This window comes from Natranaeroarchaeum sulfidigenes, from assembly GCF_017094485.1.
In the GTDB taxonomy this organism is placed as follows: domain Archaea; phylum Halobacteriota; class Halobacteria; order Halobacteriales; family Natronoarchaeaceae; genus Natranaeroarchaeum; species Natranaeroarchaeum sulfidigenes.
In genome coordinates this window covers 2,011,888-2,038,205 of the sequence record NZ_CP064786.1, presented here as the reverse complement: position 1 = coordinate 2,038,205, position 26,318 = coordinate 2,011,888, and the positions used below count along the sequence as shown (strand labels likewise).

The 26,318-nt window shown below is 61.1% G+C and carries 28 protein-coding genes and 1 tRNA gene; 7 read left to right on the top strand and 22 right to left on the bottom strand.

What is annotated here, in order from left to right; genetic code table 11:
* Positions 1 to 1,143, bottom strand: coding sequence for a PAS domain-containing response regulator (locus AArcS_RS10495; protein WP_238477369.1), 1,143 nt, complete (start codon positions 1,141 to 1,143; stop codon positions 1 to 3).
* Positions 1,144 to 1,594: 451 nt separating this feature from the next.
* Positions 1,595 to 1,667, bottom strand: a tRNA-His gene (locus tag AArcS_RS10490).
* A gap of 129 nt (positions 1,668 to 1,796) precedes the next feature.
* Between AArcS_RS10490 and AArcS_RS10485 the strand changes: the two genes are divergently transcribed.
* Positions 1,797 to 2,252: a DUF5814 domain-containing protein gene (locus tag AArcS_RS10485; protein WP_238477368.1), complete on the top strand. Its 456-nt coding sequence runs from the start codon at positions 1,797 to 1,799 to the stop codon at positions 2,250 to 2,252.
* On the opposite strand, the gene AArcS_RS10480 is transcribed toward AArcS_RS10485, so the two are convergent.
* The gene (locus AArcS_RS10480; protein WP_238477367.1) at positions 2,249 to 2,659 is read right to left on the bottom strand and encodes a DUF8146 domain-containing protein; all 411 of its coding nucleotides are present in this window, start codon (positions 2,657 to 2,659) and stop codon (positions 2,249 to 2,251) included. The two genes, AArcS_RS10485 and AArcS_RS10480, sit on opposite strands and share 4 nt — an antisense overlap.
* Positions 2,660 to 2,798: 139 nt before the next feature.
* Here AArcS_RS10480 and AArcS_RS10475 point away from each other — a divergent pair, with 139 nt between their 5' ends.
* Positions 2,799 to 3,431, top strand: coding sequence for a DUF2391 domain-containing protein (locus AArcS_RS10475; RefSeq protein WP_238477366.1), 633 nt, complete (start codon positions 2,799 to 2,801; stop codon positions 3,429 to 3,431).
* A 27-nt stretch (positions 3,432 to 3,458) separates the two neighbouring features.
* On the opposite strand, the gene AArcS_RS10470 is transcribed toward AArcS_RS10475, so the two are convergent.
* From AArcS_RS10470 to AArcS_RS10435, 8 genes are all read right to left on the bottom strand, one after another.
* Positions 3,459 to 3,704 (bottom strand): glycine zipper 2TM domain-containing protein, encoded by a 246-nt coding sequence (locus tag AArcS_RS10470; protein ID WP_238477365.1) that lies wholly within the window; start codon positions 3,702 to 3,704, stop codon positions 3,459 to 3,461.
* 51 nt (positions 3,705 to 3,755) lie between these two features.
* On the bottom strand, positions 3,756 to 4,268 hold the full coding sequence (locus AArcS_RS10465; protein WP_238477364.1) for a hypothetical protein: 513 nt from the start codon (positions 4,266 to 4,268) through the stop codon (positions 3,756 to 3,758).
* Between the two features lie 44 nt (positions 4,269 to 4,312).
* Positions 4,313 to 5,485: an MFS transporter gene (locus AArcS_RS10460; protein WP_238477363.1), complete on the bottom strand. Its 1,173-nt coding sequence runs from the start codon at positions 5,483 to 5,485 to the stop codon at positions 4,313 to 4,315.
* 105 nt (positions 5,486 to 5,590) lie between these two features.
* A complete protein-coding gene (locus tag AArcS_RS10455) occupies positions 5,591 to 6,844 on the bottom strand; it encodes a Coenzyme F420 hydrogenase/dehydrogenase, beta subunit C-terminal domain (protein ID WP_238477362.1) in 1,254 nt (417 codons plus the stop codon).
* A gap of 1 nt (position 6,845) precedes the next feature.
* Positions 6,846 to 9,257 carry a ferredoxin-like domain-containing protein gene (locus AArcS_RS10450; RefSeq protein WP_238477361.1) on the bottom strand — a complete coding sequence of 804 codons (2,412 nt, stop codon included), beginning with the start codon at positions 9,255 to 9,257 and terminating at the stop codon, positions 6,846 to 6,848.
* A 330-nt stretch (positions 9,258 to 9,587) separates the two neighbouring features.
* Complete coding sequence (locus AArcS_RS10445; protein WP_238477360.1) at positions 9,588 to 10,514, bottom strand: DUF7260 family protein; 927 nt, start codon at positions 10,512 to 10,514, stop codon at positions 9,588 to 9,590.
* Between the two features lie 94 nt (positions 10,515 to 10,608).
* A complete protein-coding gene (locus AArcS_RS10440) occupies positions 10,609 to 10,911 on the bottom strand; it encodes a HalOD1 output domain-containing protein (RefSeq protein ID WP_238477359.1) in 303 nt (100 codons plus the stop codon).
* A 180-nt stretch (positions 10,912 to 11,091) separates the two neighbouring features.
* Entirely contained in the window at positions 11,092 to 12,264 is a 1,173-nt protein-coding gene (locus tag AArcS_RS10435) for an NAD-binding protein (protein ID WP_238477358.1), read from the bottom strand.
* An 86-nt stretch (positions 12,265 to 12,350) separates the two neighbouring features.
* Here AArcS_RS10435 and AArcS_RS10430 point away from each other — a divergent pair, with 86 nt between their 5' ends.
* Positions 12,351 to 12,629 carry a ubiquitin-like small modifier protein 1 gene (locus AArcS_RS10430; protein WP_238477357.1) on the top strand — a complete coding sequence of 93 codons (279 nt, stop codon included), beginning with the start codon at positions 12,351 to 12,353 and terminating at the stop codon, positions 12,627 to 12,629.
* Here the strand turns inward: AArcS_RS10430 and AArcS_RS10425 are convergent, their stop codons facing one another.
* The 3 genes from AArcS_RS10425 to gatD form a co-directional block, all read right to left on the bottom strand.
* Entirely contained in the window at positions 12,630 to 13,391 is a 762-nt protein-coding gene (locus AArcS_RS10425; RefSeq protein WP_238477356.1) for an enoyl-CoA hydratase/isomerase family protein, read from the bottom strand.
* Positions 13,392 to 13,460: 69 nt separating this feature from the next.
* A complete protein-coding gene (locus tag AArcS_RS10420) occupies positions 13,461 to 14,372 on the bottom strand; it encodes a GNAT family N-acetyltransferase (RefSeq protein ID WP_238477355.1) in 912 nt (303 codons plus the stop codon).
* Positions 14,373 to 14,376: 4 nt separating this feature from the next.
* Positions 14,377 to 15,618: a Glu-tRNA(Gln) amidotransferase subunit GatD gene (gene gatD, locus AArcS_RS10415; RefSeq protein ID WP_238477354.1), complete on the bottom strand. Its 1,242-nt coding sequence runs from the start codon at positions 15,616 to 15,618 to the stop codon at positions 14,377 to 14,379.
* A gap of 113 nt (positions 15,619 to 15,731) precedes the next feature.
* Between gatD and AArcS_RS10410 the strand changes: the two genes are divergently transcribed.
* Positions 15,732 to 16,217, top strand: coding sequence for a DUF8526 domain-containing protein (locus AArcS_RS10410; protein ID WP_238477353.1), 486 nt, complete (start codon positions 15,732 to 15,734; stop codon positions 16,215 to 16,217).
* Here the strand turns inward: AArcS_RS10410 and AArcS_RS10405 are convergent, their stop codons facing one another.
* Together AArcS_RS10405 and AArcS_RS10400 are read right to left on the bottom strand one after the other, a co-directional pair.
* Complete coding sequence (locus AArcS_RS10405; RefSeq protein WP_238477352.1) at positions 16,218 to 16,874, bottom strand: ArsR/SmtB family transcription factor; 657 nt, start codon at positions 16,872 to 16,874, stop codon at positions 16,218 to 16,220.
* A gap of 67 nt (positions 16,875 to 16,941) precedes the next feature.
* The gene (locus AArcS_RS10400; protein ID WP_238477351.1) at positions 16,942 to 17,616 is read right to left on the bottom strand and encodes a hypothetical protein; all 675 of its coding nucleotides are present in this window, start codon (positions 17,614 to 17,616) and stop codon (positions 16,942 to 16,944) included.
* Positions 17,617 to 17,846: 230 nt separating this feature from the next.
* On the opposite strand from AArcS_RS10400, the gene AArcS_RS10395 reads away from it, so the two are divergent.
* Both AArcS_RS10395 and AArcS_RS10390 read left to right on the top strand, forming a co-directional pair.
* A complete protein-coding gene (locus tag AArcS_RS10395; RefSeq protein WP_238477350.1) occupies positions 17,847 to 18,233 on the top strand; it encodes a DUF5802 family protein in 387 nt (128 codons plus the stop codon).
* 50 nt (positions 18,234 to 18,283) lie between these two features.
* Positions 18,284 to 18,574, top strand: a complete 291-nt coding sequence (locus AArcS_RS10390; RefSeq protein WP_238477349.1) for a transcriptional regulator — start codon at positions 18,284 to 18,286, stop codon at positions 18,572 to 18,574.
* On the opposite strand, the gene AArcS_RS10385 is transcribed toward AArcS_RS10390, so the two are convergent.
* The 6 genes from AArcS_RS10385 to AArcS_RS10360 all read right to left on the bottom strand — a co-directional run bounded on the left by AArcS_RS10385 (position 18,571) and on the right by AArcS_RS10360 (position 24,751).
* Positions 18,571 to 18,990 carry a Rieske (2Fe-2S) protein gene (locus tag AArcS_RS10385; RefSeq protein WP_238477348.1) on the bottom strand — a complete coding sequence of 140 codons (420 nt, stop codon included), beginning with the start codon at positions 18,988 to 18,990 and terminating at the stop codon, positions 18,571 to 18,573. The genes AArcS_RS10390 and AArcS_RS10385 overlap by 4 nt on opposite strands.
* Positions 18,991 to 19,549: 559 nt before the next feature.
* The gene (locus AArcS_RS10380; RefSeq protein WP_238477347.1) at positions 19,550 to 20,344 is read right to left on the bottom strand and encodes an SDR family NAD(P)-dependent oxidoreductase; all 795 of its coding nucleotides are present in this window, start codon (positions 20,342 to 20,344) and stop codon (positions 19,550 to 19,552) included.
* 2 nt (positions 20,345 to 20,346) lie between these two features.
* Complete coding sequence (gene dgoD, locus AArcS_RS10375) at positions 20,347 to 21,522, bottom strand: galactonate dehydratase (RefSeq protein WP_238477346.1); 1,176 nt, start codon at positions 21,520 to 21,522, stop codon at positions 20,347 to 20,349.
* A 63-nt stretch (positions 21,523 to 21,585) separates the two neighbouring features.
* Complete coding sequence (locus tag AArcS_RS10370) at positions 21,586 to 22,464, bottom strand: carbohydrate ABC transporter permease (RefSeq protein WP_238477345.1); 879 nt, start codon at positions 22,462 to 22,464, stop codon at positions 21,586 to 21,588.
* On the bottom strand, positions 22,464 to 23,363 hold the full coding sequence (locus AArcS_RS10365) for a carbohydrate ABC transporter permease (RefSeq protein ID WP_238477344.1): 900 nt from the start codon (positions 23,361 to 23,363) through the stop codon (positions 22,464 to 22,466). The genes AArcS_RS10370 and AArcS_RS10365 overlap by 1 nt, the downstream gene beginning before the upstream one ends.
* Positions 23,364 to 23,446: 83 nt before the next feature.
* Positions 23,447 to 24,751, bottom strand: coding sequence for a sugar ABC transporter substrate-binding protein (locus tag AArcS_RS10360; protein WP_238477343.1), 1,305 nt, complete (start codon positions 24,749 to 24,751; stop codon positions 23,447 to 23,449).
* Positions 24,752 to 24,972: 221 nt separating this feature from the next.
* Between AArcS_RS10360 and AArcS_RS10355 the strand changes: the two genes are divergently transcribed.
* Positions 24,973 to 26,280 (top strand): alpha-glucosidase/alpha-galactosidase, encoded by a 1,308-nt coding sequence (locus AArcS_RS10355; RefSeq protein ID WP_238477342.1) that lies wholly within the window; start codon positions 24,973 to 24,975, stop codon positions 26,278 to 26,280.
* Positions 26,281 to 26,318: the final 38 nt, after the last annotated feature.

Below are 26,318 nucleotides of genomic sequence, written 5' to 3'. Positions count from 1 at the left end.
TCAGGACCGTTTGACCACGTCCCTGATGACGCTCTGGACAAGTCGCTCGTCCGCCAGTTCGATGACCTGTGCGGAGATCTCGACGGGGATCCGCTCGCCGTCCGCCCGCTCGACGTATATCTGTGAGCCGTCGACGTGACGGTTGACCAGTCCCGACCCGCTATTCAGACGCTCACGGAAGAGAGACTCGTACAGCCCCCTGTCCTCTTCTGGATGGATCTTGCTGTGGTGTTCTCCGGACAACTCTTCGGAAGAGTGGCCGATCAGGCTCTCTGCGGCCTGATTCGCCTCCACGATCTCACCCGTCTCCGCATCAGTTACCAGAATCGCGGTCGGGGCTGTATCAACGAGCGCATGATACCGTTTTCGAGATCGTTCCAGCGACTTCTCGCGTTCCTTTCGCTCCGTGATATCGCGGAAGTAGACGGAAAGCCCGTCGATATCCGGGTAGATCCTCGCTTCTATCCACGCGTCGAGTTGGTCGTAGTGCTCTTCGACCGTGAATGCCTCCTTTTCGGCGAGGACATCCCTCGCCGCATCGTAGAACTCGGTCTCTTCGATTCCCGGGAACACGTCCGCAATGGACTGACCGAGTAGCTCCTCGCGGTCCCTGTCGAGCAACTCGCTCGCGTGGCTGTTCATGTACGTTAGCCGCCACTCCGTATCCAGTGCGACGAACCCGTCATCGATCCGCTCGTAGACACGCCGAATCCGACGATTGCGCGCTTGCTTTGCCGCTTCGGCCCGTCGCTGCTCGACGACGTTCCGGATTCGATGAGCCAGCAGATCGTAGTGTTCGCTCCCGGCTTCCTTCCTGATGTAGTCGGTGACGCCCGCCGTAATCGCTCGGCTGGCGACCGTCTCGTCACCTTTCCCGGTCATCAAGATGAATGGGAGCTCCGGTGAGTGCTCTCGAACGGCCTGTAAAAACTCGATTCCATCGCGTTCGGGCATCTGATAATCACTGACGATACAGTCGATATCGCTTTCGGCTAACAGCCGCTCGCCCTCGTCAGCGCTCGTCGCAGTCGTGACCGCGAAATCGTCGAACTCGTCTTCGAGAAACATCTCCGCCAGCTCGCCGAACCGGGGATTGTCATCGACGATGAGAACTTCGATAGAGGAAGGGGATCCAGTAGCCATTATCCCGTGTCGTCGGGCCGCCAGTATAATCGTTGCGGCGCTGGCGGTGCTTTTCTAACCACAGTACTGGGACTGGGTGTATTGGGTGCGAGAATTGAACCCGACTGCGAGACTCACTCCGTTCGACTCGCGAGGTTCAATTCTCTCCCGGATGGTCTTCTCTCTCACTGGTAGTGTGTTCGCGGTGCTCCTGACCGAGCACACGCTCACTGGGGATCGTTCGAGAGAAGGTCCAGGTGCGAGAATTGAACCCCGGTCGTTCCGCTGCGCTCCACTCCCTGCTTCAATTCTCTTGGCTGGACTTTACGCTGGTCACGTCCGTTCCCAGCGAAAAGGTCCAGGTGCGAGAATTGAACCCGAGCCAGACGTGCTCGCTTCGCTGCGCGCGACTGGCATGATTCAATCTCGCACGTCACACCGTCCGCTCCTCACGTCCGTTCGTCGCAGGAAGGTCCAGGTGCGAGAATTGAACCCGCGTCTCAGCCTCCACAAGGCTGAAGGATAGTCCACTACCCCAACCCGGACACGTACCTCGAAATAGTCCACGCTCCGTTAAAATAGGTTACGCCTCGGGAGCGCTACGCGAGGTATTCACACGGAGCTCTGAAACATCGGGAGTCTTTTGCCCCACACCGGCGTAGAGGAACCTAACTGTGGCGATCACGGACAAGATCTACGTCAAGAACCACCGCCAGCTCAGCTCCCAGCTCGACACCAGCATTCCGAAGGGGGCGTTCAAAGGGGCGACACTCGATATCCTCTTCCAGGGCGGTGGCCTCGAACAACTTGACGAGGCGACCCGGGATCGAGTGCTCGAATTCGCTGAAGACTTTCTGGACTGTGATTGCGACAACAACCCCTACTGTGGCTGTCCCGAACGGAAGTTCATTCGCTATCTGCTCGAACTCCGGGCCGATGGGCTCGGGCCGGACGCCATCGTCGACGTGATGAGTGACGAGTACATGCTGTACGCCTATCCGGGCGACGTCCTGTCCTTTCTCGACCAGAGCGTCCGAACGCTCGAAGCGACCGAGGAGCTGGCAAAGGTCGACGGAAACAGGGAGGCCGAGGAGGCCGCCCGGACGGCAAAACGGGAGCTGTCGCGCTAGCCGAGTCGGACAGTCTCGTCGGACTCGCCGCTCTCGTCATCGAGGTCTTCGAGATAGATCACGTCCTCGGCTTCTTCGTCATCGACCTGCTCGCGGAGATGTGCGACGTAGCCTTTGTACTCGTCCAGCTGTTCGCGGAGGTGCTCGGCTTCGAGCTCCAGCCGCTCGTGTTCCCGAATGAAACTCTTCGGGACGGTGACGGTCGGTGGGAACTCGCCGTCCTCGACGGTCGGGCCCAGTTCGTCCTCGGGGACGACCTGGACCTGCCCGTTGTGGGCAACGAGCTGGTCGACGTAATCCCGGAAGACGGCCGAAAGCGAAATATCCCGCTCCTCGGCGATCTCCCGGAGCGTCTCGAAGGCGTCCTCGTTCACCCGGAACGAGATCGTCTTGTTTTTGTTCCCCATGTTACTGATCTGTTTCCGGTCGACACACTTAATCATTCGTGCCTGTGGCCCAGCAGCCGAATGCGGATCACACCCTGAGTATCGGTGGGATCCCGTCGAGTTCTATCCTTTTTTATAGCACCGATAACTGGTAGCGGATATGAGTTCCGAGGGGAGAGATTCCGGACAATCACCGGCCGATTACGATATCGGCGATGTCCTGCGGCAACTGGACGAACTGGAGGGAACAGTAGATTCTTCGAAAGAGCGCCAGGAAGTCCGTCGAACGCGGCGGATGCTCGAATCAGTGCCGGGTAGTGACCGGATCAGAAAATACACGTCGAGGGATATCGCAGAGGGGTTTGTCGGCGGAATTATCTTTTCGCTCCCGCTCCTCGTCGAGGACGGCGTCTTCGAGATCGCCGAGTGGTTCGTCGAGTTCACCGTGGCGTCCATTCCAGTCTTCTTTGTCATCAACGTCCTGTTCATCGTCGGACTGGTGAGCGGGCTGCTCTATTTCACCGACATCCGCAACGTACAGGTCCGCTTGCTGTTTGGCTTCCTGCCAAAACGACTGGCTGCCGTACTATTGATTTCCCTCTTCGTCGCCGCCGGGACGATGCTCATGTGGGGGCGGCTCACTGCCGAGGGACCGTCGAATTTCGAGATGCTGGCACGGATCACCGTTATCTGGGCAGCCGCAGCGCTGGGGGCGTCGCTGGGTGACATTCTGCCCGGCGAAAGCAGCGGGACGGATATCGCCGATCGCGTCGCCGAGATCGGGGACCGGTAACCCGGCAATTCCGAGAAAACGTCGTGGTTACTCTGCCTCGGGAGTTTCGCTTCCGGAGCCGAGTTCGTAGTCGGACAGAGCATCTTTGAACTGCTCGTACGCCGTCTCGGCACTGACACGCGTCTCGCCGACAACCGCGCCAGCGAGGCCGCCGATCGCGCCGCCGGTACTCGCGCCGTTCTTGCTGATGATCCCACCGACTGCTGCGCCGACCGCCGCACCGATCGCCGCGTACTTCGCTCGATTGAAGATCAGGTTGAGTCGTTCTTTCATACGTATACATCAGTCAGTCGACCTATAAAGCCAACCCTTCGTGCAGTTCTCTCAGTACCGGTGAACCGCGTTGACGATCCCTGCAGTCTGGCCGATATTGACCAGTGTCAGGCAGAATACGGACAGCCAGACGCCCCCACCAATCAGCGGTCCGGCGGCGTACACGGCTGCCCCGGCCAGACTCAGCACCCCACCGATCACGTAGGGCCGAGGGGCTAGCTGAACCTGTCTGCCCGTCGCCACCAGCGCGACACCGGGGACGATCATCCAGCCGATGAGGCTCGCGGTAAACAACAGGGCAGCGAGGCTGTCGACAGCAAACCCGACGATCCCCGCCAGCGTGATGAGGAACCCGACCAGCAGGACGCGTCGCCAGAGCAACAGTACGCCCTCCGTCATCTCGCCCCACGAGAGGAGCGTGAACCCGGCGATAATCGTCGCCATCACGAGGTGAGCGATCAGCAGTGCGTGTTCGCTCGCCAGATCCAGATGGACTGCAGTGACGAACGTCCAGGCGAGCGGCACGAGCAGTGCTGGTCCGTTTTCGCGGGCACGTCGGAACATATACGCAAACACGTTTCCGAGCTATCTTGATCCTGTTGCCCGGTTCACTCCGAGGGGATACCGGCCCTGCCGGAGCCACGTGTCGCGGCCCACGTCACGACCGTCCCGATCAGCAATGCAATAGCGAGACCGAGGGTCAGATACATCGCGGTCTGAATATCCACGAGTTCAGCGACGACGCCGACACCGAGCGGGGCAAGCGCAATTCCCGTGTACGTCCCGCCGGTCGTCATCGCGCTGATCGGACCGCTGTACTCGGGGCTGGCTTCGACTGCAAACGACAGGATGGTCGGAAACAACCCCGAGATCAGAAACCCGGCGAGGAAAACCAACATGAAAAGGGCCCATCCGCCGATGCCGCTGAACGTGACCAGCAGTACGGGGATCGATGCCAGCGTCAATCCGAAGGTCAGGTAGAGATAGTTCACCCGCTCGATGATCCACGTGTTCAGTATGCGACCGGGGATGTACGCCAGCAGGAACGTCGATAGCAGCAGGTTAGCGAGGTCCCGCGGAATGATCGTGCTCGCGTAGTATGGCAGCCACGTGAAGAAGATACCCTCGATCCCGCCGAGAAGTGCCATACAGCCGATAGACCCGAGCACCGCCGGACGCCGCACCAGCGTCCGTAGCGCGTCCAGCGAGAGCGACTGTTCGTTATCAGTGCTGGCCGGGAGCTCGGTTTGCCAGATGAGCAGCCCGATCGGGACGAAAAACAGGCCGAGTATCGCGTAAGTGACGCGCCAGTCAGTTACCGAGAGAACGGCGTTTACCAGCACCGGACCCGTCACCGCACCGAGTGCCCACGCCAGCGAGTACAGCGCGAAGATACGCCCCCGGCGACTCGGATAGAGATGCGAGAGGATCGGGCGGTCGACGCCGCGGAAGGCCCCGGCTGCCGCGCCCTGTCCGACCATCACAGCAAGAAACAGCCAGTAGACTGGAGCGACGCTCATCACGAGCAACGAGACGACCGTGGCTGCGACACCGATTAGCAGTGTCCGCTTGAGATCGATCCGTCCCGAGACGAACCCGATCGCGAGGACCGAAACGACGAACCCAACCGTCCCGGCAGGCGCAACCAGTCCGAGAAGGGCTTCCGAGACACCGAAGGACGACTGAAAGCTCTCCAGAAGTGCGCCCCGTATCTGCGTCGCGACAGCATCGCCCATCACGAACAGAAAGATCGCAACGACCCAGACACGACGCGAGTCCATAGCTAGCCAGTCTCGCGGCCGGCCGTCGAATGGGTTTCGGTCTGTTCCGTCCGTCTTTATTTGAAGCGCTATCCGGCCGATGCGGGAGCGTCACCTGTGCCGCGATTAACACCACTCCTCGTACTGGTGGACGCGTGCCGGATTGAGCGGCTGCGCCTCCCGATCGGTGCCGTCGTAGGCCTCGTGATGGTCAACGTGCGGGATATCGAGGTCTCCTTCCGGGTCGTACTCGCGTGGGATGATCGAGCGAGCGCGCTTCTCGTTCCACGAACGCACCTTGTCGAGAACCGGCTCCTGCTCCAGATCATTGGTCTCCAGCGCGTCACCGGCCTGTTTGACAGCACCCTCGCCGCGATCGGTCCGGGCGATCAGCGTCGTCCTGCCGTCCCCGCTTCCGACGCTGCCCGCGGAGATGTCGGCCGTGCCGCCGACGAAGTCCGCACATTCGTCACAGCCCTTCAGCCCCGCGTGGCCGAACGCATCGACGTCCCGGTCGAACAGGACCTCGCCGTCGGCGTCGTAGGCAAAGAGGGTCCCGCCGTCGACATCGAGTTTGGCCACCGTCTCGGGATCGACGCCCAGCTCCGAGATGGCATCACGGAGCCGCCGCGACTCGAACGCGCGGGTACACATCAGCGAGATCGTCAGGACGACCTCGTCGAGTTCGCCCTCGTAGCCGTATTCGGAGAGCGCCGTTATGCCCTCGATCACGCAGGGCGTCCCGACGACTGCGATTTCGGAGTCCTCGATATCGGCCCCCTCGATCAGTTCCGCGATCCGACCTGCCTGCATCGTCTGGTTGTAGAAGCTCCCGGCAGTTTCGACGAGTTCCTCGCGGGTCGTCGCCAGGTAAGTCTCACCGTGGAGCGGTTCGTCGCTGTCCGTAGCGACGATTGCCCCGTCGATCTCGCCTGCATCGAGCAGTTCGGCGAGCAGCGCCGTAACGACGCCGCCGTCCTGCCCGGCGTCTGCTGCCGCCTCGTCGACGGCGCGGGCGCTGTAGGTCGCCCCGACGTCTTCGGGGACGGCCTCCTGTACCTCCCTGATCAGGCGCTCATAGCGCAGACCGCTGCGCGGGCAGTAATCCCAGCAGCGCGAGCAGCCAGTACACATCTTCACGAGGGTCGGCCGCTCCATCTCGCTATCGATCCCGATGGAATCGGCGGGACAGGCGGCGACACAGGTCCCACACTGCGTACAGCGATCGGATTCGATGACCGCCTCGTCGAGATCGCGGAACCACGTCTTGCCGGGTGGTGCGGCGGATTCGGCGGCCTGCTCGCGGGGATCCCCGCCCTTGCTCGGAACGGATCGATTGCTCGCTGTACTGCTCGGAACGCCGGGGTTGGGTTTCGACATCTCAGTTCACCTCCGTCGTAACGTGGTCGCCGCCCTGTACGATCGTCTCCGGTCCGGCCTCGCCCTCGATCAGCGACCGCAGGTCCGAATCCGGAACGCGCTCGGTCCACTCCGAGAACGCCTCGTCGCCAGCGTCGGTTGCATACGCCGTCACGAGGCGTTTTATCCCCTCGGGGACCTCATCGAGGACGACCGACCCGGCGATCCAGTCGGCAAACGCCCCCCGGCCGAGGTCCCCGCCGAGGCCGACATCCGCGGCATCTTTCGTCCCTTCCGGGGTGCGTTTTGCCTCGCCGCGCATGGCGATATCACCGATCTGGGGCTGAGCACACGAGGCTGAACAGCCGGACATGTGGACTCGGACGGCGTCGGGAAGATCGGACTCGTCGAGGCGGTCGGTCTCCGCGAGCCACGAATCGAGCGTACGGGCCCACTCGATCCCGCGGGATTTAGTTTCGACGACGCCGTACTTGCAGAACTCCGCGCCGGTGCAGGTGACGATCCCGCGGGTGAACGGCCCCGGATCGGGACTGTAGCGCTCCAGCAGCGGCTCGGCCAGCAGGTCGTCGAGCGTCTCCTCGCGGACGCCCGCGACGAGCACGTTCTGGTTCGCGGTCAGCCTGAGCTCGCCGCTCCCGTACCGTTCTGCGAGGTCTGCCAGTTCGACCAGCTCCTCGCCACGCATGCGCCCGGTCGGCAGGTTGAGGCCGACGTAGTAGCCGTCCTCCGTCTGGTGGACGCCGACGTGGTCGCCCCGGTAGCTCGTGGTGAGGTCCTCCCCGGCCTCCTCGAAGTCGAAGTCGACGTACCGCTGTAGCTCCTCGCGGAACCCGTCGATACCGTACTCCTCGACGATGAACTTCAGGCGATTCACTGCCGTGTCGATGTAGCTGCCCTGTTCGATGAACAGGTCGGCAGCTGCGAGGGTCAACGGCTCTACCTGCTCGGGTTCGAGGAAGACGCCGAGGTCTGTCGCGGCTCGTGGACCATCCGAAAGGCCGCCGCCGACCTTGACGTGGAACCCGTCACGACCGTCCTTGACGGCGGGGACAAACCCGAGATCCTGAATCTCGCTGCGGCCGCAGTTCTCGTGACAGCCGCTCAAACTCACCTTGAGTTTGCGCGGAAGGTTCGCATAGCGCTGGTTCCCCTCGAAGGCGTCGGCGATGCCCTCGCCGAGCGCTCTGACATCCGTGACCTCCTCCCCCAGCCCTGACGCGGGACAGGCGACGACGTTCCGGAGCGTGTTCCCACTGGCCTGGATCGTCGTCAGGCCGACCTCGTCGTAGCGGTCCCAGATCTCGGGCATGTCCTCGACGCGGACCCAGTGGGCCTGCAGACCCTGTCTGGTCGTCACGTCGAGAAAACCGTCGCCGAACTCGGCGTTCTGTTCGGTGCCGCCGTACTCGGCGGGTGCGCGGGCGAACTCGTCGACGATCTCGCCATAGGTGCGGGCCTGCGCAGCAGTTAGAACACCGTTTGGAACCTTCGTCCGCAGCATGAAGTAGCCGTCCTGTTTCTGCGTGTACAGACCGATCAGGTGCAGGCGACCGAAGACGTCCTCTCCGAGTTCGCGGGGAAGCGCCTCGAACCCCTGTGGTGCTACCTCGCGAACGCGCTCGTAGAGCCGTTCTGGATCCCAGTCATCTGACTCGGCTCGAACCCAGTCAGTGAGGCTGCCCTCGTAGAAGCTGACGTCCTCGTAGCCGAGCTCTGTCAGTACGGTGAACGTATGGCTGAGCCGTCTGGCAGTGTTACAGTAGAGGACGACCGGCGTCTCGGGGGAAAGTCCCCGCTCGTCGAGAATCGGTTCGATCTCGTCGACCGGACGGAGCCGTCCATCCTCGTCGACGAACGTCTCCCAGCTCAGCTGGACGGCGGTCGGCACATGGGAGTGGTCGTACTCCGCTGCGGTTCGGGTGTCGACGACGAGCGTTTCCTCGTCTTCGACTGCCGCCTCGACGTCCTCGCGGTCCGCGACGAGCTGACCGTCGGGTTCGCTGGCATCGTACACCGCCGGTTCGGGCTCGATCGGGTCGTTCGTGACACCGAATCGTTCCCGGAGCGCCTCGAAACCACCATCGACCAGATAGAGGTTCCCATCATGTCCGTAAACGGCAGCGGTCAGCAGGAATCGTGCGGCATAGACGCCCGCCCCGTCGTCGTAGGCGACGAGCGTCTCGCCGTTCGAGATCCCCGCGTCTCCCAGTAGCTCCTCGAACGCGTCCCGACCCGGCAACATCCCGGTTGCCACGCTTGATGGGTCACGAAAGCTGTCGAACGGGACGCTCACTGCGTCCGTTATGTGTCCGACATCCCGATACTCCCGCCGTTCTCGGACGTCGACGAGCGTCACGTCACTGTGTTTCTCGACCCACGACGGATCGACGAACACCGGGCTATCAAGCGTCATTGCTGTCCCTCCTCACGAGCGATCAGTATCGACCATCGTGTCCGTACGCCAGACCGTAGCTCGTTCATGGCTTGTCATCCGTTTGGTTCCCCTCCGTATAATGCAGCTACTGTAACGGGAAACCCTTCCTCAGCTCCGGGAAAGGCGCACGAATTCGAGCTACTACAGACGAGTGTCTACCCCACCGTATGACCGATCTTTATTACCGATGTCGGTGAGTAATCAGCAGACGTAAACGGGATCACTCTGCTCACCTGTGAACCGTGAGGTGTCGCAGCATCCGGCAATAAATTCCGTGTATTCGCCGCAAAAACGGAGGGGCCGCGACAGCTACACGCGCCGGGTCAGTGATTCCGTGAACTTGCGCTTGGTCGTCCTGATCCGATCGAAGAGCAGTATCCCTTCCGCAAGCGCGGGGTACTCGACTGGTAACGAATCGTAGAGGTATGCACAGAGGCTGTGACCGTCGCCACGCCAGTGTGACGCGCTAACTCCGGAACGGACCTGTCCCTGTCGCCGTTCTAGTACGGACTCACATTCGTCTTCCAGCGCGTCCAGTTCTCGCCAGTGGTGTTCGAGTTCCTCGTAGGACTGCCCGAGGCGTCTACCGTCATCGATATCCCCGACTCGGCGGTCGATGTTTGCCAGCGCGTCGTGTGTCCGCTGGATGGAATCGGATTCCGCCTCAAGGGTTTCCAAAAAGCGTTCTCGACGTGTTTTTGTCTCGGTACCTTTCTGTACGAGGGCCTGTTTGATCTGGGGGGTGAACTCGGATGTCGTATCGAGCGCTGTAGTTACCTCCTCGCCGAGTTCGATCGCCATGTTTTCCCGCAGGGGTTCGCCGTAATCCGCATCGTAGTGAGGGACGTCCATTACGGTAGTTTCGTACAGTTCGTAGACGTCCTGTAGCTGCGTTGACGCTGGCCCGGTGTTGGTCCGGCTCATCGTTGCACCGCCGTTGCTCACCATCTGTGGTTGCATCGTCGACGGCTGCAGTTCGTGAATCCCGTTCACGAAGCGTCCGAACGCTTGCTTTTCGGCCCGAACACGCTCGGTTTCTTCTGAACACTCCCTGCGAGCGCTCGCAAGATAGGTGAACGCGACAAGGGTGATTGTCGCAACCGCTGCGATCGCAACCAGAACTAGGTCCGAAGAAAGAACCTCGCCGACGGTACACTCGATGCCTGAACAGCCCTGCTGTAACTGTGGCTCCCCGATCCGGTAGTGGCCCGCATTTGCCGTCTGTGGAGAAGCCATGCCATTTCCTATCATGCGGGCAGGAACTATAATCGTTGTGTCTGCAACCGTGTCGTGACTACGTTGGGCAGTCGGGTCAGTGCCGCGGACCGGTCTACTTGTCTTCGGACGTTTCGACGAGCTTGATCCGGCCGTCACCCGAGATCGTTACGGCGTACCCTTCGTACTGGAACGATATCCGAAGCGAGCAATCGGTGCTGGTACAGAGTGAGCCGAGTGCTTCCGGATCAACCGTATTGTATAGCGGTTCGAGTGTCGTCTGGTCGACATCACGTAGCGACGCGACAACGTCGATCAGTACAGTTGCCGTCCGCTCTGGCCTGTCGTGGTCGACGACAAACGAGTGTTCGTTTCGTTCGATGCGTAGTTTCTGTTCGTACTGTTGGTCGGCCATCATTGGAATCCCTTAGCCCCGCACACCCCCGTGTGGCGGATCGACTGTAATTCGAGTTCCACGATCCGATAATAAAAAGATGGCCAAACTGTGGCACTGTTGCAACCGGGTTGTACAATCCGATTTACCCCTTCTCCCACACCGTCCGTACGATCCGTGGTCGAGGTTCACATCCGGAACCGGTCACGTCTCACTGCTGTCATCTCCGAGCATGTTCGAGAGTCCAGGGACCGTCGTGTCGCTTCCCCCGAGCGCCGAGTCGACGAGCATCTGCCCGCCGATGGTCGCTGGACTGATTACGGTGTCAGCACCAGCGTGGCGAAGCTTCGAGACGTTTTCGCGATCCGTTGCTGCGGCGACGATCCGGATGTCTGGCTGGAGCTGTCGCGCCGTCAAGATCGCCAGTGCGTCCTGTGCGTCGTCGTTGGTCGCAACCACTAGCGCCCGAGCATTTCCGATTTTTGCGCGACGCATCGGCTCCTCGTCGCTTGGGTTGCCAGTAAACGAGTTGACCCCTCGCTCCGAGAGCGACGAAACGCGCTCTCTGTTGGCCGTGATCACGACGAAATCAGTCTCACTGTCCTGCAGGCCGCTCACGACAGGCGCTGTGAGCTCGCCATCGCCGAGGATGAGGACGTGGTCCTCAAGGAGTTCTAGCTGTGAATCGCTCATCTTTCCAAGTGCCTTGCTGAGTCTGGCTTCGATGGCAGGCCCCAAAAGTGACCCGAGTGCGACCGCAAAACTCGCCGTACCGAACACCACGACCGACATCGCGAAGAGCCGTCCTTCGGGACCGACGGGGTGGGCGTCACCGTACCCGACCGTGGTTGCCGTGACGATGGTGTAATAAAAGGCGTCGAGGATCGTGGTAACATCCTGAAAGTCATCACGGAGAATATAGGTTCCGACCGTTCCGTACGCCTGCGTCCCGATCAGCGCGATAGCCGCGGCGAGTTGCGTGGTCGATAGCGCAAGCTCGCGGTCGAACTGCTGGCGGTGCAGGGCCACCGTCGGCATGGACAGAAGCGAGAGCGCGACCAGCGGCAGCGAAACCGGGCTCGACTGGACCACCCCCTGCAGGGCAGTGAACGGCAGCAGGACGATGACGGCGTACCAGGCGACCCGAAGCCCCCGCTTGAGGCCGTACGCCGCGCCGAGCATGAGGAAGCCGGTAAGTGTTCCGGTAAAGCCCGCGGTTCGCTGGATCGCGTCCGGGATATACGGTTCCAGCGGGATGATCGCCTCGAACGTGACGTTCCCGATATGCAGGATACCGGTCAGCACAGACAGCACTGCGACGAGCGTCGTCAGTCCCACTGCCGCGCGGGCGGCGAGCAGTTTCCGACTCCAGGCCATACTCGATCAGTAACGCGGTTGTCGTATAAACCGGCGTCGGAAGGTGAGGCGCAAGCTACTTGCTCTCGGGGCGGTGACCGCCTCGTATGGAGTGGAAACTGTTCGCGGACCTCGCCGAACACGCGGGCGGCAAGCACGTCGAGGTAGACATCGGGCCGGGAGACACCGTCGGCGACGCACTGGATGCCCTCCTCGCCGAGCACGAGGCGCTGGAGTCGCGGGTACTGACCGACGAAGGAGAGCTCAGAGAGCATATCAACATCCTGCGGAACGGCTCGAACGTAGGTACAAACGGGGACGGGCTCGATGCGACGCTCGACGACGGCGACGAACTGGCGCTGTTTCCACCGGTCAGCGGCGGCTAGCTAGAACTCGGGATCGCGTCCTTCGAGGAACGCCGCGACGCCTTCCTCGTGTTCCGGCGTATCTCGGGCCATCGTCTGCATCGCGTTTTCGTGATCGAGCGCCTCTCGCCAGTGCTTGCTCGCGTTCTCGTGGAGCGCGCGTTTGGTCAGCCCGACGGTCTCGGTCGGGCGGTTCCGGAGCGTCTCCAGTAGCTCCTCGACTCGCCCGTCGAGTTGGTCGTCGGGGACGGCGTCGTTGAGCAGATCGAGGTCGGCCGCTTCGGCCGCCGAAATAAACTCGCCGGTCATTGTTAGTCGCTTCGCAGTTCGGAGTCCGACCAGCTGTGGCAACAGGAAGGTCCCGCCAGTATCGGGGATCAGGCCGACACGGACAAAGGCACAGCTGAGCTGTGCGGATTCGGCGGCGTATGCGAAATCACTGACTGCGGCGAGTGCGAGGCCTGCCCCCACCGCGTCGCCGTTTATTTTAGCGACGACCGGGACGCGAGAGGTGAGTGCGGCCTCGACCACGCGCCCGAACGTCTCGGCGATCCCGTCGAACGTCTCGACTGCGTTCGGCTCGGTATCGACCATCGCTTCGATATCACCGCCTGCACAGAACGCGTCTCCCTCGCCGGTTAGGACTACCGCGTCGTGTGTGTCCGGTCCGACGTCCTCGATCGTTTCGGCGAGTTCCGTCGCCGTCTCCATCGTCAGGGCGTTCATCACGCCGGGGCGGTCGAACGTTATGGTTCGAACTCCGTCGTCGTCACTGATCTCCATGCGTCGAACCGACAGGGTAGACCCTCAAGAAAGTACGGCTCCCGGCGACCATCGAACATTATGTTCCCGTCAGCGCCGCGCAGAGAGGTCGGCTTCCAGCACGAAATCCGGGTCCTCGCTCACCTCACTCCCGACGTGGACGGCATCGGTGACGTGTCGAGGCGTCTCGGGGAGCAAGACGCGGGTCCGATCGGCACCGACACTCGCGCTATCACGTCGGATCGCCGCAAAGAGCGCGCGGGCAGCGGGGACGTCGGCCCACGCGGCGACCCCGTACTCGGCCCAGGTCAGTTCTTCACCGTCCTCGTTCTCCCGGTCGTAGCTCCGGAGCCGGAAGGTAAACGCCTCAGTTCCGTCGTCCTGAACGGCGATTACCCGCTCGGCATCTGTCCCGAGTCGTTCCCGGGTCAGTGTGGCCAGCGCCCACGGTTCGTCGATGTCGAGGGCGAGCCCCGAGAGCGCGGTGTGGGCGTCGCTACGGGTCCAGTACGTCCACGCCGCGTCGGGCGAGTCGACGAGCCGGTAGTCAGTCTCAGCGGTTGCGTCGGCGTCCGGCGTCGGGAGCGCCCACCGGAACTCGGTGCCAGGATCGTAGCCGACCGCCCGGCTGGTACCGAGCCCAGCCATGTTCCATGAAAAGACCATGTTCCGACAGACCATCGCACCCTGCTCGGCGGCCCAGTCGAACAGTCGGTCGTTCATCCGTCGGCTCGCGCCGTGACCGCGGGCGGCGGGCGCGACGCGCATCCCCTGTGCCCACGCCTCGTACGCAGAGAGCATGACGCCCTGCAGCAGTCCGGCGACCTCACCGTCGGCTTCGAGGACGAACGTCCGCTGGTCAGGGCCGTCGCTCTTGACCCATTGCTCGAAGACCCGCGGGATGTAATCGCCGGTTTCCTGATTAGGCCAGGTGTCTCCGGTGAAGCCAACAACTGCCTCGTAGTCCGAGAGCCGTGCCTGACGGACGCTGAACTCGGGCATTGGTTTACTCCCAGGGCACCGATCGCTCGGTAATCTCGCCCGCGAACGGCCGCTGCATCGCCGTCTCGGGATCGTCGCTGTTCGCCAGGGTCCACATCAGTTTGACCTTCGCCGTCCCCGGCAGCATATCCTCGCCCTCGATCACGCCAGCGTCGAGCAGGTCACGGCCCGTGTCGTAGACGCGATCACAGACGCGCCCATCGAGACACTGGCTGGTCATCACGACCGGCGTTCCCGCGTCGACGATCTCGCCGATCCGCTCGATCAGATCGGAGTGGACGTGTCCCAGTCCGGTCCCCTCGATGATGATCCCATCCCTTTCTGTGGCGAGGTCCAGAACGGCGGGATCGAAGCCGGGCGTGAACTTCACCAGCGCGACCTCGGCGTTGAGGTCGGCCGCGATTTCGAGATCCGTCTCGCCGCGCTCGGCGTAGTCGCGCCGCCACTCGATCTCCAGGTCGTCGTAGTCGATCTCGCCGAGGGGCTCCGCGCCGACCGTCTCGAAGGCGTCACGGCGGGACGTGTGGTTTTTTCGAACCCGGGTGCCCCGATGGAGCGCGCACCGATCGTCCGATTCGTCGGCGTGCATACAGACGAGTACTTCCGCACAGTCGCTTTTCGCGGCTTCGACCGCCGAGACGGCGTTCATAACGTTATCCGACGAGGGGCGATCGGCCGAGCGCTGGCTGCCGGTAAAGACGATCGGTACCGGCGTATCGAGCATGAATGAGAGCGCGCTCGCGGAGAACTGCATCGTGTCGGTACCGTGCATCACGACGACGCCGTCGGCTCCGGCCTCGATCTCCTCGTGGACGGCCTCGGCGAGATCGATCCAGACGTCTGGCGTCATGTTCTCGCTGAGGATGTTCGCCACGACGCGCCCGCGGTAGTTCGCGCGGCCAGCCAGATCCGGCACGGCGCGAAGGACGTCCTCGGCGTCGAACTGGGCGGTCACCGCGCCGGTTCGATAGTCGACGGTTGAGGCGATCGTACCGCCGGTCGAGATCAGCGAGATCGTCGGCAGTTCCTCGTCGAACTCGACGGTCGAGCCGCCGTCGTCTCCGGTCTCTTCGATCTCGTGGACATCCGCTTCGATGACTTCGACACTGGCTCCCTCGCGGTCGATGCCGACGTTGTAGCCTCCTTCCAGCTTGACCACCAGATGCTCGGCGGTCGTCGAGGGGAGGAGGACGCCCTCGTAGTACTGTCCATCGCGGTTGATCCGCACGTGATCGCCTGCGTTCATACGCCACCGTTCAGACCGGCGGGACTTGAACCCACCCTTTCGTCCGTTCGTGGCTCCGAGTCGATCGCAGGGCCAACCCAAAAGCCCATGAGCGTCGCGTCCCAGGTGCAAGTATGAGCGAGCGCACCGACCAGCTCTCCAGATCCCGTGATTCGGAGGTCGACGCCGGGAGCTTCGACGAGGGCCTCCTCGACGATTCGACGGAGCGGCGCGAGACAGAGCCGACCGCTGATTCTACCGCGGAGTCACGGATCGCGGAGTATTTCGCTCCGAAGCTGTTTCTGGTCGTCTTTGCCGTCCTCGCCGTCCTGGGCCAGCTCGGCAGCACGTTCGTCCCCCTCGTCGGCGGGCCACTCGGCGTGTTCGTCGGCGCGTTTACGGTCGGCCTCGTGAGCGGTCGGCGACGCTACGGCGAATCCGCCGTCGCCGGTGGACTGGTCGGCGCACTCGGCGTCCTCGTCGGGAACCTCACGCTGGCCACCGTAACTGGTTCGATGCTGACGCTGACTGGAATCGGTGCAGCGGCGGGTGTTATCCTTGCTGTACTCGGCGTCTACTTCGGGCGCGACCTGCGTGTCGGCCTGACACAGGACCTCTGATCATTCGACGAGCGTCCAGCCATCCGTGACGCGGCTGACGAGCCCTTCGTCCGCCATCTCCGCGAGCACCTGCTCGATCATGCCGGGCGGCGCATCGACGGCCTCGCTGATCGAGTCCGTCCCCTTCGGCTCGTCGGCCAGTTCGAGCAACACATCGGCGTACAGTCGGCTGTTCTCGGTCGCGTCGAGTTCGTCCGTGAGCCGGTCGAGCACGTCGGTGAGCCGTCCCTGTACCCAGCGCTGGGCCATCGACAGCTCGTTTTCGAGGCGTTCGAGTTCGCGGAGTTCGGCGGCGAGCGACTGGCTGTCCTCTCCCTCCTCGCTGGCGTGGATATCGAGCGAGAGATAGCGCCACGTCGTCACGTCCAGCGCCCGATTGCGTGGATAGGCGCTTTTCGTCCCGAACTCGTAGGGAGAGACGTTGACTTCGAGACGGAGATTGCGGGAGATATGAAAGTATTTGCGGCGCTGGCTGTCCGTTCGGCTCTCGATGATCCCTGCCTCCTCGAGCTTTCGCAGATGATCGATCACCGCTTTCGGACTGACATCGAGATACTCGCTGATCTCGGTGACATAGCAGGGCTTGTGTGCGAGAAGCCGGAGGATCCGTCGGCGGTTTTCGTTACCGAGGAGATCGAGCAGGGCTGCAGAGTCCATCTACCGTAAGTTGGCTGTCTGTGATCAAAAGCGTGTCTGCTTGGGGACGGGTCTCGCTGCCGGGGCCTCACGGGTCGGCGGGCGGGGCCTCACGGTCGGATTGCCCGGTCTCTGTCGACTCATCGTTCTGTTGATCGTCGGAGCCCTGCTCGTCATCCTCCGCCGGAGTATCGTTTCGTGGCGGTGCGTCGTCTGGTGGACCAACGTCTTCGGGGGCGGGACCACCGGGAGTTGCGTCTGCTGCCGCAGCCACGTCAGGTCCTCGCAGGTCGGCGATGTCCCCTGAGAGGTCATCGAAAGCCGTGCCGGAATGGCCCGCTTGCGTTGCGCGCTCGGCGGAGTTGTTCACTTCGCGGTCGATCGAGTGAATCTGGCTCGCAACGCGGCTCATTCTGATCTCCGTGCTGACATCATCCTCGTCACGCTCTTCGAGCGATTCTTTCTGTTGTTCGAGTGCTGTCAGCCTGGCGTCGAGTCCCGCCGCACGCTCAGCAAGGGCTGCTTCCCGATCATCGGCCCGGTCGTACTCGACATCGAACATCCCCTCGCTCACCGCGCTTTCCGCGCCAGCACTGCTCGATTGCATGAACGACCCGGTCTGCATACCGAGGCTCGCGTTCTCGGCACTTTCGGCTTCAGCCCCCTCGTCGAGTGCCACTGCTGTCGCTCCTGTGAGAGAGACAACAGCGACGATACCGAGGGCGGTAACCGCGGCTAGTACGAGCGCACGACGAGGTCTCATTGATCACTCGTACCATCAGTACTCCTAAAAAAGCGTACTTTTGTTCGTTCCGTTCACTGACCCCAAGAAACGGCCTGATACAGCATATGAGAGTTTAAAACGGGCAGAGATTGCGTAATACTGGGAGTATATGAGCAAAGTGCGCCCAGCTGCCAGAACACCGGGTGCCGCGCAAGCAGTGCTTTTGCCGGAAGGCTTATACCCAGTCGAGATTCTTGTTACCGTATAGCATGTTCGAAGAGTTCTCCAGCGGCTACTACTTCGGTCGATTGTACGTCGAACCGTTCGACGGTGATCGGGCGGTCATGCAGCGAGAGCAACACGAACAGGTGAACGAGGAGCTGTACGCGACCGGTGATGGGGTAGAGCGTCTCGACGCACCGCTGGTGATGAAACTCGACCGACAGCACTTCTCGGTTCACGGCGATTCGGGGATTCCGCCGGATACGATCGCGGTCCCGGAGTCGATCATCGACGGGGCAGGAATCGAGAATCCGCCGACGCTCAGCGAGGTGTTTCTCGCAAAGCGTGACCACGCCCGGAAGTTGCTCGGGATGTTCGGTCAACCGTCCGCACGGACGGATACCCCCGACGGTGGTTCGACGAGTGGCCGGTGATCGACACGACGACCGATAGCGTTTTGCGACGATACGAAAACCAGACACACATGCGCGAAGCAGAGGAAACGACTCGCGAACGGATCGCCCAAACGCTCCGGGATCGCACCGAGACGCCGAGCGGACTGGCAGCCGAGTTCGACGTCTCGGTCGGGAGCGCGCTAACCCACGTTCAGCATCTCGCACGATCGCTGGACGGTAGCGACGAACAGCTCCTCGTCGCACCACCGACCTGTCGGGAGTGTGGTTTCGACGAGTTCGACGACCTGACGAACGTCCCCTCGCGGTGTCCCGAGTGTAAACACGAAGGAATCGAGGAGCCAGCCTTCCGGATCGACTAGAATTCGACGTTCGACGTCGACGTGCGATCGGTATCATCGCCCTCGATACCACCTTCTGAAACGAATTCGTAGTCGTCGTCAGATAGATAGACCGCGCCGTTTTCCGTCGTCACGTCGAGCGCTTCCAGATATGCGCCCTCACAGGGGCCGTGGGTACACAGACCGCTCTCGGATTCGAAGTATGCGCCGTGGTTCGCACAGATGATTTCGCCGTTCCGCATCGGTGCGCCCGAGCCCTTGTCCAGGGCGATGTGGGTGAAGTGCTGACAGTAGTTCAACCATCCAGCGATGCCGTCGTCCAGTTCTGTCAGAATCGCCTCGCGTTTCTCACCCGAGTCGATGTCACGGACAGTCACAAGTACGGTCGTATCGGCCGGGACGTCCTCGACTGTCGTGATCTGTGTTTCCGTACTCATCGTTTCCCGACAGTATGTCCGTCCGGTATAACGTTCCGGTTCGGGCGATCTGGACGACAGCTGATCCCGGAACTATTGAAGTATAATATATGATGGGATATTTATCATATTTATATTAGAGGTTGATGGCGATTAGAAGATAGTGTCTCTAACAATGCGCACTGTTGCTATTTATGGTCTACCAACTGTACCAACTGGTCTATCCCTGTCGAGACCGGTGTATATGGCAAAAACGACGTTATATGGCTGCTAAATCCAATTACCTGTACTTTTTGCGTCACATACCCTGCGACGCAGAAATCTATAATATTTCCTATGAGTCTATAGTATTCTCATTCTATATACTATTCGTGATCCGAATCCATCCGCACAAACTGCCAGTCGAATGTGCACGGGGCAGATCGTACGTACTCGGGGAACGTCGAGTGGCCGATCGGATCGGGCACCGATGCTGTTTCTGCCCGATGACGAGTGTACAATGTGTAGACTGTGTGCACATTCTAATGTTTTAGCAGCTACGGCGCCTGTACAATCGACACGCGAAAAGTCAACAACATTCTCACCTGTTCCGGTAGTCCGGAAGCGTATCGTCCTGCATCGATGCCGTACGGCCGCCGTCGACGAGCAGGTTCGCGCCCGTGATGAAGGCGGCATCATCGCTGGCGAGGAACGTGGCGACGCCAGCGACGTCCTCGGGCGTTCCGATCCGACCTGCTGGATGGATCGACTCGACCTCCTCGATGCGTCCCTCCGGGAGCTCCTCGCGGGTTCGTTCGACCTCGATCCAGCCGGGGCTGATCGTGTTAGCGCGGATCTCCGGGCCGAGATCGAGCGCCATCGTGCGGGTCATTCCGTTGATGCCCGCCTTGACGGCGTTGTAGGGGAAGTGTCTCGGCATCGTCAGCAGGGCGTGGTTCGAGGACATGTTCAGGATAACGCCCTCGTCCATGTACTCGACGGCCTCCTTCGCACACAGCCAGTAGGCCCGGAAATCCGTTTCGAGGACGAACTCCCAGTCCTCCATCGTCGCTTCGGTCACGCTGGTTTCGGTCTGGACACCGGCGTTGTTCACGAGCACATCGATGCCGCCGTACTCCTCCGCAGTGGCTTGCATCAGCGCCGCGATATCGTCCGGTTCGCGCATGTCGGCCTCGACGAACACGGCCTCGCCGCCGTCCTCGCGAATGGATGCGGCGACGTCCTTACCAATCTCCGCGGAGCGCCCAGTAACGACGACCGACGCATCTTCGGCGGCGAACCGCTCTGCGACGCCGCGACCGATCCCGCGCGTCGACCCTGTTACGACGACGACCGAATCGTCGAACCGACCGGATACTGGTTGTTCACCCGGCATTGTCACCACTCGGCGACGCTGCCGTCGTCGTGTTTCCAGATGGGGTTGTGCCAGTTGACGTCCTGTTCGGCGCGCTTGCGAACCGTTTCCTCGTCGATCTCGATACCGAGACCAGGAGCCGTCGGCAGGTCGACGTAGCCATCGTGGTACTCGAAGACGGCGGGATCTTCGAGATAGTCGAGCACGTCGCTTGTCTCATTGTAGTGGATATCGAGGCTCTGTTCCTGAATGAGCGTGTTCGGCGTGCAGGCATCGACCTGGAGACACGAGGCAAGCGCGATGGGGCCGAGTGGGCAGTGCGGTGCGATCGCCACGTCGTAGGCCTCGGCCATGCTGGCGATCTTTTTGACTTCCGTGATTCCGCCCGCGTGGGAGAGATCGGGCTGAATAAGATCGACGACGCCCTGTTCGAACAGCTCCTTGTAATCCCAGCGCGAGTACATCCGTTCGCCCGTCGCAATCGGTGTCGTCGTATGCTGGGCGATCTGGGGGAGTGCATCGTTGTGCTCGGGAAGGACGGGCTCCTCGACGAACATCGGCTCGTAGGGTTCGAGCGCCTCGACGAGGCGTTTGGCCATCGACTTCGAGACACGACCGTGGAAGTCGACGCCGATGTCGATATCGTCGCCGACCGCATCGCGCACTTCCGCGATCCTGTCGCGTGCGGAGTCGATCGCCGCGGGCGTATCGATGTGACGTATTTCTGGAGTGGCGTTCATCTTGAGCGCGGTGAACCCTGCGTCGACCTTCTCGGCAGCCGCTTCCCCTACGTCAGCGGGTCTGTCTCCGCCGATCCACTGGTAGACGCGGATTCGGTCGGCCGTCGCCCCGCCGAGCAGTTCGTGGACGGGCGCGTCGAAGCGTTTGCCCTTGATATCCCAGAGGGCCTGATCGATCCCTGCGATTGCGCTCATCAGGATCGGTCCGCCGCGATAGAAGCCGCCGCGATAGAGTCGTTGCCAGTGGTGTTCGATCCGGTTCGGGTTTTCCCCAAGCAGATAGTTGTCCATCAGTTCCTCGACCGCGCCGCGGACGGTCTTTGCGCGTCCTTCGACGACAGGTTCGCCCCACCCCACAGTGCCGTCGCTCGTCCTGATCTTGAGGAAGAGCCAGCGTGGGGGCACCTCGAACAGTTCGTAATCGACTATCTCGATCGGTTCGCCTTCAATTTCACTCATCGTCATTCGATTTTGTGTCGGTGATAATAAAACGGTGGTACGAGTTCGGCCGTGGAATCAGGGTTACATCCCCTTTCCACCGGTGTTCGACAGCCCTTCGACGAGCCAGCTGTGAACTGCAGCGAACAGGAGTACAACCGGCACCGCGGTGACGACGGCGGCGGCGGTCACCGCCCCCCAGTCGACCTGTTGTGCGGTCTGGAACAGCTGCAGTCCAAGCGGTAGCGTCCGCGTACCGGTCGACTGTGAGAGAACTGAGACGAACAGGTAGTCGTTCCACGAGCCGACGAAGGCATAGAACCCTGCGACGGCGATCCCGGGCAACGAGAGCGGAACGATGATCCGGTACATGATCTGGAGATAGCCACAGCCGTCCATTTTGGCGGCCTCGTCCAGCGCTTCGGGGATCGCATCGAAGTAGCCTTTGAGCAGCCAGACGACGAACGGCAATACACCTACAGAGTGGGCAAAGACGAGTCCGATGCGAGTGTCGACCAGCCCCAACCTGAACATTACGGTGAAGAAGGGGATCAACACCAGCACGAGCGGAAGCATCTGGCTCGAGATGAGCCCCAGAACGACGTAGTCCCGTCCCGGGTAGTCGAACCGGCTGACCGAGTACGCCGCTGGGATCCCGACGCCCAGCGTCAGCAGTGTCACTGCGACCGCGATGACGGTCGAGTTGATGAAGTACAGCCGGAAGGTCTCACTACCGATCACAGTCATGTAGTTCTCGATGGTGAGATGGTTCACCGGAAGCAGGTGAAGCTCCCGTGCACGAAGCATCTCGTCGGTCACGATCGAAGACCGGACCAGCCAGATGATCGGGATCAGCAAGAACGAGTAGTACAGGGCCAACATCGCGTAGACGAACGTCGCTCGACGGACGGTCATCTCGTCGTCGAGGCGTGCGTCGAACTTGTTTACAAGTGTCGTCAACATCAGTCGAAGTCCTCCAGTTTGACGTAAATGACGGTAAACGCCATCATAATCACCAGCATTACGACGCCGATACTGGCCGCGTACCCGAGCGCATACTGCTGGAACGCTTCCCTGTACACGAGTGTCGGCAACACTTCGGTCGTCCGGAGCGGTCCGCCGCCGGTCGAGAGCCAGACGAAGTCGAAGTTGTTGAACGTATACAGGACGTGAAGCACGATCATGATCATCGCGACGTAGGAGATGTTCGGCAGCGTGATGTACCGGAACTGCTGGACTGCCGAGGCACCATCCATCTCAGCGGCTTCGTAGAGTTCATCGGGGATCGACTGCATTGAGGCGAACAGCGCGATCGCGAAGAACGGTGCGTTCTTCCAGACGTGCATCAGGATTATCAGCGGCATCGCCCACGTGGTACTGGAAAACCAGTAGTTCGTCGGCAGCCCGAACCGGTCGAGTATCAGGTTCACGAACCCGTAGCCGGGCTGGACCAGCCAGTTGAAGATGATGACGATCACGATCACCGGGAGTACCCACGAGATCATCGTGATGCTCCGGAAAATCGATATCCCAGGTACCTTCTGTTTGAGTAGCAGCGCCAGTCCAAGCCCCAGCAGGAACTGCAGCGCGACTGATACACCAGTCAGTACCGCGGAGTTCCACAGTGCGGTCCAGAACACTGAGTCCCTGACCAGTGCTGTATAGTTCCCGAGTCCAGTGAACGTCCTAATATCCGGACGCAGGAACGACCGCTCCTGAAAGCTCATCACGATACCATCGAGTATCGGGTAGAAGATAACGACGAACATAAGCAAGGCTGCGGGGAGTAGCAGCCCCCACCCGAGCCACGTCTCGGTCGAGAGTGACGTAAACTCCCGACGATACTTCGATAATCGTTCCATTGGTATGTTCATATATCGCGTTCAGACGGTCCGTACTTCAGCATGTCGTTCGCTACCACTCGAATCGAGAGGTCGCATCCTGCTTACTCCGCCTCGGGATCGAGGGTGACGTCTTCTTCGATCAGTGCTGTTTCCAGTTCTTGTGCGGCGTCGCCTGGTGACTGATCCTCATAGATTACTTCCTCGATCGCATCATAGATCGGATCACGGATGCGACCCCAGGCGACCGGAGCAGGTGCAACGCCGTTCTCGAAGGCGTCGTTGAACGCCATCCACTCTTCGTCTTCGAGTGTCGATTCGACGTCTTCGTGCACAGGAGTCGCGACAGCCCCGGGATCTGCTTCGGCCATCAGTTCGAGAGACTCCGGGCTAGAGAACAGTGATGCGACGACAAGCCCGTCGTCAATACTGTCCGAGTGTGCGTTGATCATGAGCGGCTTCACTTCCATGTAGGTCGCGTCGCTGGTGCCGTCGTGTTTCGGCAGGAGTGAAACAGCCGTCTTTTCGTCGAGGACTTCCTCTTGCTGGTCGGTATCTCGGAAGCCGTCGATCCACGGTCCACAGTGGATCATTGCGTGTTCCTCCTCGGTGTAGCCGACGTCGTTTGTCTCCCACCCGGAACCGCGATAGTCCATGTCGACTGTCGGCTGGTCGCCGTGGAACATCCGGTAGTATATGTCGTCAAGGACCGCCTCGAACATGTCGGCGTCCGCCTGAAGCTCCCACTCGCTCCCGTCCCACTCGTACAGCGGCCCGTCCGTATGCTGGTAGACGTGGGAAGCAAACTCCTGAGTAACCCGCACCTCGCCGCGCTCGGTCGTCAGGTGGAAGCCGTTCATATCGTCGTAGTCGGCATTGATCGTGCCGGCCAGTTCCATGAACTCGTCGATGTCTTCGGGTGGTCCCTCTTCGTAGCCGTACTCTCCTAGCACCTCCTGATTGTAAATGAGTGCGCGGCCATTCCCCGTGTAGGGGAGCGCCCAGAGTTCGTCCTGGAACCGGAACGCGTCGAGCGCGCTGTCGAGGAACCCATCGAAGTGAGGAACCTCGTCGGTGTGATCGGTCAGAGGTTCGAGAAGCTCTGCGGCAACGTAGTCCCCGGGATGCTCGATGACGCCTTCAATGACGTCCGGTGTTCCCTGTCGACCGCCGGTGAGGACGTTCTGACGCAGGTCACTGTAGGCGTACCCCGTCAGTTCGAGGTTACGGTCGGTTTCTTCTTCGACCGACTCTTCGAGCCACTGGTTCAGATCGGCGAACTGCTCGCTTTCACCTTCGATCCACCAGAACGTTAGTTGGTCGTCGTCGCCGCCGAGGCATCCGGCGAGCGAGGCTGCGGTAGCTGCTCCACTGGCTTTGAGGAAGTCTCGCTTACTGAGGTTTGTCATCGCTCTACTGTGCAGATGAGCAACTACCTTAATAAATATTTGGATCTATAATCATAGACATACAATATTGAGTGGTCCTGGGATGGATCTCGTTGCAATTCGATGGCGCGAGTCGGTCCGCTGGATTGCGCCGGTTGCCTCTCAAGCGGACAGGCGGGCGCACCGTCTGGGGCCCCACGGGGCTACGATAATTTTATAACCGTCGACGAAAAGGTCCATACATGCCGAAGATTGCCTTCATCGGAGCCGGTAGTATGGTGTTCGCCAAAAACCTCGTCGGAGATATACTTTCGTTCGAGGAGCTTTCGGACAGCCGGATTACGCTGATGGACATCGACGAACACCGACTCGAACAGACCACCGAGGTCGCAGAAGCGATGGTTGCGAACGGCAACGTTGACGCGACGATCGAATCGACGACGGATCGGAGGGAGGCTCTCGGGGATGCCGACTACGTACTGAACATGATCAACGTGGGCGGGACAGAGCCCTTCGAGAACGAGATCCGGATTCCCGAGAAGTACGGTGTCAAACAGGCGATCGGTGACACGCTCGGGCCCGGAGGAATCTTCCGCGGTCTTCGGACGATTCCCACGATGCTCGATCTCGCCGAGGACATGGAGGAGCTGTGTCCGGACGCGTTGTTGCTCAACTACACGAACCCGATGGCGATCATCTGCTGGGCGCTGTACGAATCGACCGATATCGAAACCGTTGGGCTCTGTCACAGCGTACCACACACTGCCGAGGCGATCGCGGAGTACACCGACATCCCACAGGACGAACTCGACTACTGGGTTGCGGGGATCAACCACATGGCATGGTTCCTCGAGTGCGAGTGGCGGGGCGAGGATGTGTATCCACTGCTTCGTGAGGCGATGACGGACCCCGAAACGTACGAGAAAGACACTGTCCGGTTCGAGTTACTGAAACACTTCGGTGCGTTCGTCACCGAGTCCAGTCATCACAACTCCGAGTACCACCCGTACTTCCGCACCGATGAGGAGCTGATCGCGGAGCTCGGGGGGACGAACTACGCCGAGCGAATGGAGACGGCGACGTACCTCGAAGGCTGGAAAGAACGATCGAACGAACGTGATAACGCTCTCGCGGAGTTCGACGACGAAGAGATCCGAATCGAACGTTCCGAGGAGTACGCTTCCCGATTGATCCACTCAATGGAAACCGACACGCCGCGCCGCCTCAATCTGAACGTCAGTAACGAGAACGGCGCAATCGCCAACCTCGAAAACGACGCCTGCGTCGAGGTTCCCTGTCTGATCGACGGCACTGGTGTCCGACCATGTTCGGTCGGCGAACTCCCACCGCAGCTGGCGGCGCTCAACCGGACACACGTCAACGTTCAGCGGCTCGCTGTCGAGGGCGCACTCGCGGGCGACAGAGAGAGGATTCATCAGGCGATCAAGCTAGATCCGCTTACCGCGGCCGAGCTGACCCTCGACGAGATTCACGAAATGACCGAGGAGCTGATCGAAGCGAATGAGGCGTATATTCCCGACCTGAACTGAACCGCCAGCGCTTTTTATTTCAGAAACGACGCTCGGTC